This is a genomic window from Sphingobium cupriresistens LL01, from assembly GCF_001046645.1.
GTDB classification, from domain to species: domain Bacteria; phylum Pseudomonadota; class Alphaproteobacteria; order Sphingomonadales; family Sphingomonadaceae; genus Sphingobium; species Sphingobium cupriresistens.
The window spans coordinates 1-5,558 of the sequence record NZ_KQ130447.1; the positions used below are offsets into that span (position 1 = coordinate 1).

Genomic DNA, 5,558 nt, shown 5'->3' on the forward strand with positions numbered 1-5,558 from the left:
GGGCCATGCTGCTCACGCTATGCGACAATGTGCTCGCCATCATCCGCGCCTGCTCGCAAACGGAGAAGGCCTGTTCTCGCTTTCTGCCAATAGCGAGGAGTGCCGGTGAGCGGTCTGGCAGCGATCGTTCCCGCCGGGTTTGCCGTAAGCATCAGCGCTCCCACTTCCTCAGGCTAGCAACGGATTGATCGTATAATGCCTGGAGCGAGCCGACCTGATTGTCTCGGAAGTGAATCGTCAGCACGAGATTGTCATACGGCAGATTGGCCGTGCAGAGCCCCGGCCGCGAGCCTCCGCCCATGGCGGAGCAACTCGCCAGCGATGGAGGACGCTTCTGACCTGCTTCGGCTGGCAACTGGTATGTCCAGAAAACACCATCACTTACCTTGCGCAGTGTTCGGCCGCGCCATGAAAGCGGGCGACTTGCGCAGACAGTCGAGTTGACAAGCGCCTCTGTTCCCGCTGCGCGGGCACACATCCGCTTCTTGCTTGCCACGCCCACCAAGTTTCGCTCCGGCAAGCTTGCGCTCGGATTTAGGTAGAACGAGAACCCGTCGCTGGGATCGAGCGCTGGTAGAAAGAACGGCTTATCATTGTCGGATATGTCGTTGGCTCTCGGGATGTCGAAGACTCGTCCCTCCAACCTCCTCTCGGCCGAGGCCGAGCACGCGCTGAGCAAGCTGACGATCGATAAAGAAGCTGCGGTAAGATGCCTGTTCATGCCGGCAGGCTATGAGAGAAGCGCAACGTCCACAATCGGTGGCACAGACGACATGCGTTGCGTCCGCGTGCGGGAGATACCAAGGCGAGGACAGCCAGTATCATATCGGCACACCGGCTTCGCGGAGCCGCTCGGTCAGGTCGCGGGTGTGTTCGGCGTCCAGCGTTCCGGCGAGGAACGCGCGTATGTCGGACGGCCGGGTGTTGAGCTGGCTGGCGAGCGCGCCCGCATCGTAACCGTTGCGCGTCAGCGTGGGTTCGAGGTCGTCAATCGCCCGCGACAGCACCTGCTCGACGATCTCGGCCGTGACGGGCTTGGCAGCGAAGCGGAAGCCCTGCTCGAAGGCGAGTGTCAGGTGCATCTCGATCTGGAGCGGGGTGCGCAGGCGCTCGGCGATGAGGTCGATCGCGTCCTCGTTCATCAAGTCGGCAACCTTGACCCCCTCGGCCGCACAGGCGCCGAGCAGCCAGGCAACATAGTCGCGGCGTTCGGCGCCGATGCCCTCATAGTCGAAGGTGGTCGTGCGGTAGCCGATCTCTTCCATTTGCGGGCGGCGCAGGTCGTTGCGTAGCCGAGGATGGCCGACCAGAAGGACCGACAGCAGCACGCCGGCATCAGCCACCACCTCCATCAACCGCTTGAGGCCGGTCAGCGTCTTGTGGTGCAGGTCATGCGCCTCGTCGACCACCAGTACGACCGGGCGCTTGCCCTTGCGCATGATGTCGCGCAGGTCGCGCTCGCGGCGCTCGGCCTGCTTGGGAATCTTCACCTGGGCACGGTCACCGGGCGAGAGATCGTAGAACAGCGCCTCGATCAGCGAGGGCAACGAGGTGCGGCGCTTGTCGACCGCAAGCGACTTGGCGACGGCGACCTTGCCCGCCCGGGCCAGCTCGTCCTCGATGCGGCGCAGCAGGTGCGTCTTGCCCGATCCGACCAGGCCGGAGACGACGATCAACCTGCCGGTCTGCACGGCCGCACAGACCTCGCGCACGAGGTTGCGCTGATGCTCTGTCTCGAAGTTGCCGACGCCTTGGAACGGGCGGGCGAGCCCGTAGCTGGATTGAACGTCGGCGAGCATCAGCTTGTCCCCCGTCTTGACTGGAACCGCTCTCGGATGCGGTCAGCGATGATGGTCTTGTCGAGCGTTTCGCCCAGCAGCGCGTCGATGAAGGCGCGGTCTGCCTCAGGCAGCGAGCCGAGCGGTCGCCGGAGCTGGTCGACGATGGCGTGGCGCGCCGCGAGCCCGGTCGGGTATGCCGTCTCGACCGCCGGCTCCGGAAAAGGTGTTTGCCGCACCGCGAGCCCTGCGGTGGAGGGCGGCAGCGACGGCAGCGGCCGGTCGCCGCCCGTCACGGTCGCGCGGGGCAGCCCCAGCTGGTCAGCGAGCCGGACCACCTTGTCGAGCCGCTCCTCGGCGCGGCTCTTCTGATACTTGCGATAGCGGTAGAGCGGCACGGCGCCGCGCGACGGCTCGTAAGGGCCATGCCGCTTGCCGTCATGCTCCACGAAGAGCTGCTGGTCGAACAGCCCCCAGAGCAGCGTCACCGTCTCGCCGGCGAGCTCGGGCTCGACCTCGTAGGAAGCGCCCTCAACCGAGACGGTCGCGTCGCCCGCAACGGTGCGCCGCTCGGGCTCACGAGCGAAGGCGCAGAACCGCTCCCATGAACACATGGCCCGCACGCCATCGCCGGGCAGGTGCCGCAGCCAGTGCTCGATCCGCGCGTGTGGCTCGGAACGATGGTCGCCGTTGTTGTAGGTGACCAGCGCACGCCGCATCCACAGATTGGCTTCCGCCTCGTCCTTGGGTTTGTGGAAGTGGTACAACGTCTCGTGCACCTCCTTCACCGTGCGGAACGGCCGCTCGACCTTGCCCTTGGCGCGGGCCGCGGTGTGCCGGTCGTCGGCCTTCGGCGGCAGATGGGTGAGGACGCGCACGCCGAGGCTGCCCATCACCGACTGGAACACGCGCGACCGGCTGACCGGGCCGTTGTCCATGTAGATCGTGACCGGCAGGCCCTGGAACGGCAGTTCGGGCTCAGGCTTGGCGGCGAAGGCGTTGAATAGAAAGCGCAGCGCGGACTCGGCATCCTCGCCATAGACGCTGCGATATTCCTGGTAGACCACGCCCGAGCAGTCATCGACGGCCGAGAACAGCATCAGCGTGGGTTTGCCGCGACCCTGCTCGATCCAGAGCGGCGCCTCGACCTGCTTGAGGTCGGACGGGCTCATGTCGAAGTGCCACAGCTCGTTGGATCGCCGCGCCTGAAAACGAACGGCTGCGTGGGGGCGGGTCACGCGGGCATAGTCCAGCCCTGATGAGCGGAGCAGCCGGTCGATGGTCGCCCGCTTCAGCAGGCCGGGTGCTACCTTGACCAGGCCCTCCGGCGTCTCGACGCCATCGGTTTCCAGGAACTCGATGGCGCGGGCGGTCGAAACGTGCCGGCCCTTCTTGTTGGTGGTCCTGATCTTCAGTGCGGCGACGATCTCGGCGTAGCGCTCCATCTCGGCCTGCGGGGCAACCCGCGTCGCACCATGGTCGGACCGGCGCACCGACTTGGGGCGGTTCAGCTCGCGCAACGCCCGGTAAAGGGTCCAGATGGAGATGCCATAGGCCTCGGCCGCACGGGCGATGATCTCGGTGCGACCGGGGTCGCGTGGGGGCAACAGCGACAACCGTCGGCGAAGATCGATCAGCGCCTCTCCAGGCGGTCGCTTCGCCCGGTCAGCCATGGGCTGTTGCAGCCTCCTTGATCGATGCACCGCTGCCGCGCTTGCCTGCATAGCGATAGAGGGTCGCGACCGACACGCCCATGCGCTTGGCGATGTCGCGCACCGGCAACGTGCCCTCCTTCATCATCGCCCGTGCCGCGGCGACGTCGCTCGGGCGCATTGCCGATGGGCGGCCACCCTTGCGACCCTGCCGGCGCGCCTCCACTAGCCCCGCGGTAGTTCGCTCGCGGATCAGGGCACGCTCGAACTGCGCGATGGCGCCGAACACGTGAAAGGTGAGCATGCCACCCGGCGTTGTCGTGTCGATGCTCTCGGTCAGCGACACCAGCCCGATCTTCTCGCGCTCCAGATCCTCGGCCGTGGCGATCAACTTCTTGAGCGAGCGGGCGAGGCGGTCGAGCTTCCAAACAACCAGCGTGTCGCCTGCGCGCAGCACGTCTTCCAGAATGCGCGCCAGTTCGGGCCGGTCATCGCGCGCGCCCGACGCCTTTTCGGTGAACACCCGCTCGCAGCCGGCCCGCCGCAGCGCATCGAGCTGGAGCTCGGGGTTCTGGTCGCTGGTGCTGACCCTGGCATAGCCGACCCGCATGAGCGTCTGATCTTCTCCAAACTCGTGCGGGGCATACCGTTTTGCGACGCGGGTTTCCAGAACAGTTTTGACAAAGTGCGGCCCGCAGATTTACGTTGCCGGCCCAGCAAGGCGATCGGCTCGTCAGAAACGGTCGTTTTGCAGAACCGCTGAGGAGCCGGGTTCATGCAGGTGCTCGATACGGTTGGCTGGGTCGGTGATGGCGACGACACCGACTTCTTCCTCGCAATCGAGCGCACCTTCGATCTGCGCCTGCGCTCGAACCTGCCTTGGACAACGTTCGGCGAGGTGCGTGACCATGTCGTCGCGCATGTCGCAGCCTACAGCGGGGGCGGCACGACATGCGCCACGCAGATGACGTTCTACAGGCTTCGACGCGCGCTCGGGCTTGGCCGGCACGTCGGGCCGGATGCGCCGTTGGCGCCGCTGATCGGTGGGAAGCTGCGCCAAGCGTTCAGCGACCTGGAAGCCGATACCGACCTCAAGATGCCGGCGACGCGAGCCGGATGGCTTGGGATTGTCAGTGGTCTCTGCTTCGCTGTCGCGGTCGCGATCCTCGCCTTCACGACGCTGGCACCTCCCCTTCGCATCTTCGCTGCTGGAGCGAGCGCCTACGCGGGGCTATGGTTACGGCACCTCGACCGCCGGCGATTACCTCGGAGGTGCGACACTATCGGCGATCTCGCCCGACTGGTCACGGAGCAGAACCGTGGCAGGCTTGCCCGCGACGGCGCGCGCCTCACCGCCCCCGAGATTTGGCGGATCATCCAGCAACTGGCCGCCGAGGAGAGCGGGATCGACCCCGATCTGATTGGGTCGGAAACGACCTTCTTCCGAGCCAAAGTGCGAGCAGCCTGATCAATGGCTTACTGGATTGCATAGATTGATGCCGAGACACGGGACATTGCGTGGCGTCGGACTGACGGCTTTGGGTGCCGTTGTCGTCGCAGGCTCTTTCGTCGCTCTCGGATTGCGACCGGATGGGATCGCCAGCTACTATCGCGATACGCTGACTCCGGCAGGGTTTGCCATTTGGTTCTGCGGCTTCGTAGCCGCCACACTCGCTCCACCCGCCATAGCTGTACTCTGCTGGTTTGGCGCCATGCGGTTCCGCTACGGGTGGCTTCTCCACATCCTGCTTGTTCCTGCCACCTACGCCGCTGTGCGAGGATCAATCGCGCTCATGCTCGCGGTAGCAAGTGAGCCGGACAGCGATGGCCCAACGAGATGGGCTACCGATCCAGCAGTGATGCTGATGGTGGTTTGCCCCATCGTGTACTTTCTGATCTTGGGTTCCACAAAGCTGCGTGAGCATCGCGCATCAGCAAATGACTGCTAATCTCGACTTTGTAGTTGGCAGATACCATGAGCGGCCCTTTGCCGTTTGCGAGCAGACGCGGATGATGGCGAGCACATTGTCGGATAGCGTGAGCAGCATAGTCGGCTCGTTGTCAGGTAATCTGGGCAGGAAAAGGCGCTGTTTGCGAGCAGAAGCTGCTACGGTTGCAAGCGCCTACA

The 5,558-nt window shown here is 65.1% G+C and carries 6 protein-coding genes; 2 read left to right on the plus strand and 4 right to left on the minus strand.

From position 1 onward, the window contains the following. Positions 1-151: 151 nt before the first annotated feature. The 4 genes from V473_RS23890 to V473_RS22600 form a co-directional block, all read right to left on the minus strand. The gene (locus V473_RS23890) at positions 152-721 is read right to left on the minus strand and encodes a hypothetical protein (RefSeq protein ID WP_062121710.1); all 570 of its coding nucleotides are present in this window, start codon (positions 719-721) and stop codon (positions 152-154) included. Between the two features lie 100 nt (positions 722-821). After that, positions 822-1,799: an ExeA family protein gene (locus V473_RS22590; protein ID WP_007685991.1), complete on the minus strand. Its 978-nt coding sequence runs from the start codon at positions 1,797-1,799 to the stop codon at positions 822-824. Beyond that, a complete protein-coding gene (locus tag V473_RS22595) occupies positions 1,799-3,451 on the minus strand; it encodes an IS481 family transposase (RefSeq protein ID WP_007685992.1) in 1,653 nt (550 codons plus the stop codon). Before V473_RS22595 ends, V473_RS22590 begins: the two co-directional genes overlap by 1 nt. Then, entirely contained in the window at positions 3,444-4,040 is a 597-nt protein-coding gene (locus V473_RS22600; RefSeq protein ID WP_007685993.1) for a recombinase family protein, read from the minus strand. Before V473_RS22600 ends, V473_RS22595 begins: the two co-directional genes overlap by 8 nt. Positions 4,041-4,205: 165 nt before the next feature. Here V473_RS22600 and V473_RS22605 point away from each other — a divergent pair, with 165 nt between their 5' ends. Both V473_RS22605 and V473_RS24300 read left to right on the plus strand, forming a co-directional pair. Further along, positions 4,206-4,898: a hypothetical protein gene (locus V473_RS22605; RefSeq protein WP_007685994.1), complete on the plus strand. Its 693-nt coding sequence runs from the start codon at positions 4,206-4,208 to the stop codon at positions 4,896-4,898. A gap of 449 nt (positions 4,899-5,347) precedes the next feature. Continuing rightward, positions 5,348-5,558: hypothetical protein (locus V473_RS24300; protein WP_216628565.1), on the plus strand; the 211-nt coding region annotated here is incomplete at its 3' end.

What these genes read in the sequence shown, in the direction of transcription:
- V473_RS22595 (WP_007685992.1), bottom strand. Translation starts at nt 3,451, where the DNA reads ATGGCTGACCGGGCGAAGCGACCGCCTGGAGAGGCGCTGATCGATCTT.
- V473_RS22605 (WP_007685994.1), top strand. Translation starts at nt 4,206, where the DNA reads ATGCAGGTGCTCGATACGGTTGGCTGGGTCGGTGATGGCGACGACACC.
- V473_RS22590 (WP_007685991.1), bottom strand. Translation starts at nt 1,799, where the DNA reads ATGCTCGCCGACGTTCAATCCAGCTACGGGCTCGCCCGCCCGTTCCAA.
- V473_RS23890 (WP_062121710.1), bottom strand. Translation starts at nt 721, where the DNA reads ATGAACAGGCATCTTACCGCAGCTTCTTTATCGATCGTCAGCTTGCTC.
- V473_RS22600 (WP_007685993.1), bottom strand. Translation starts at nt 4,040, where the DNA reads ATGCGGGTCGGCTATGCCAGGGTCAGCACCAGCGACCAGAACCCCGAG.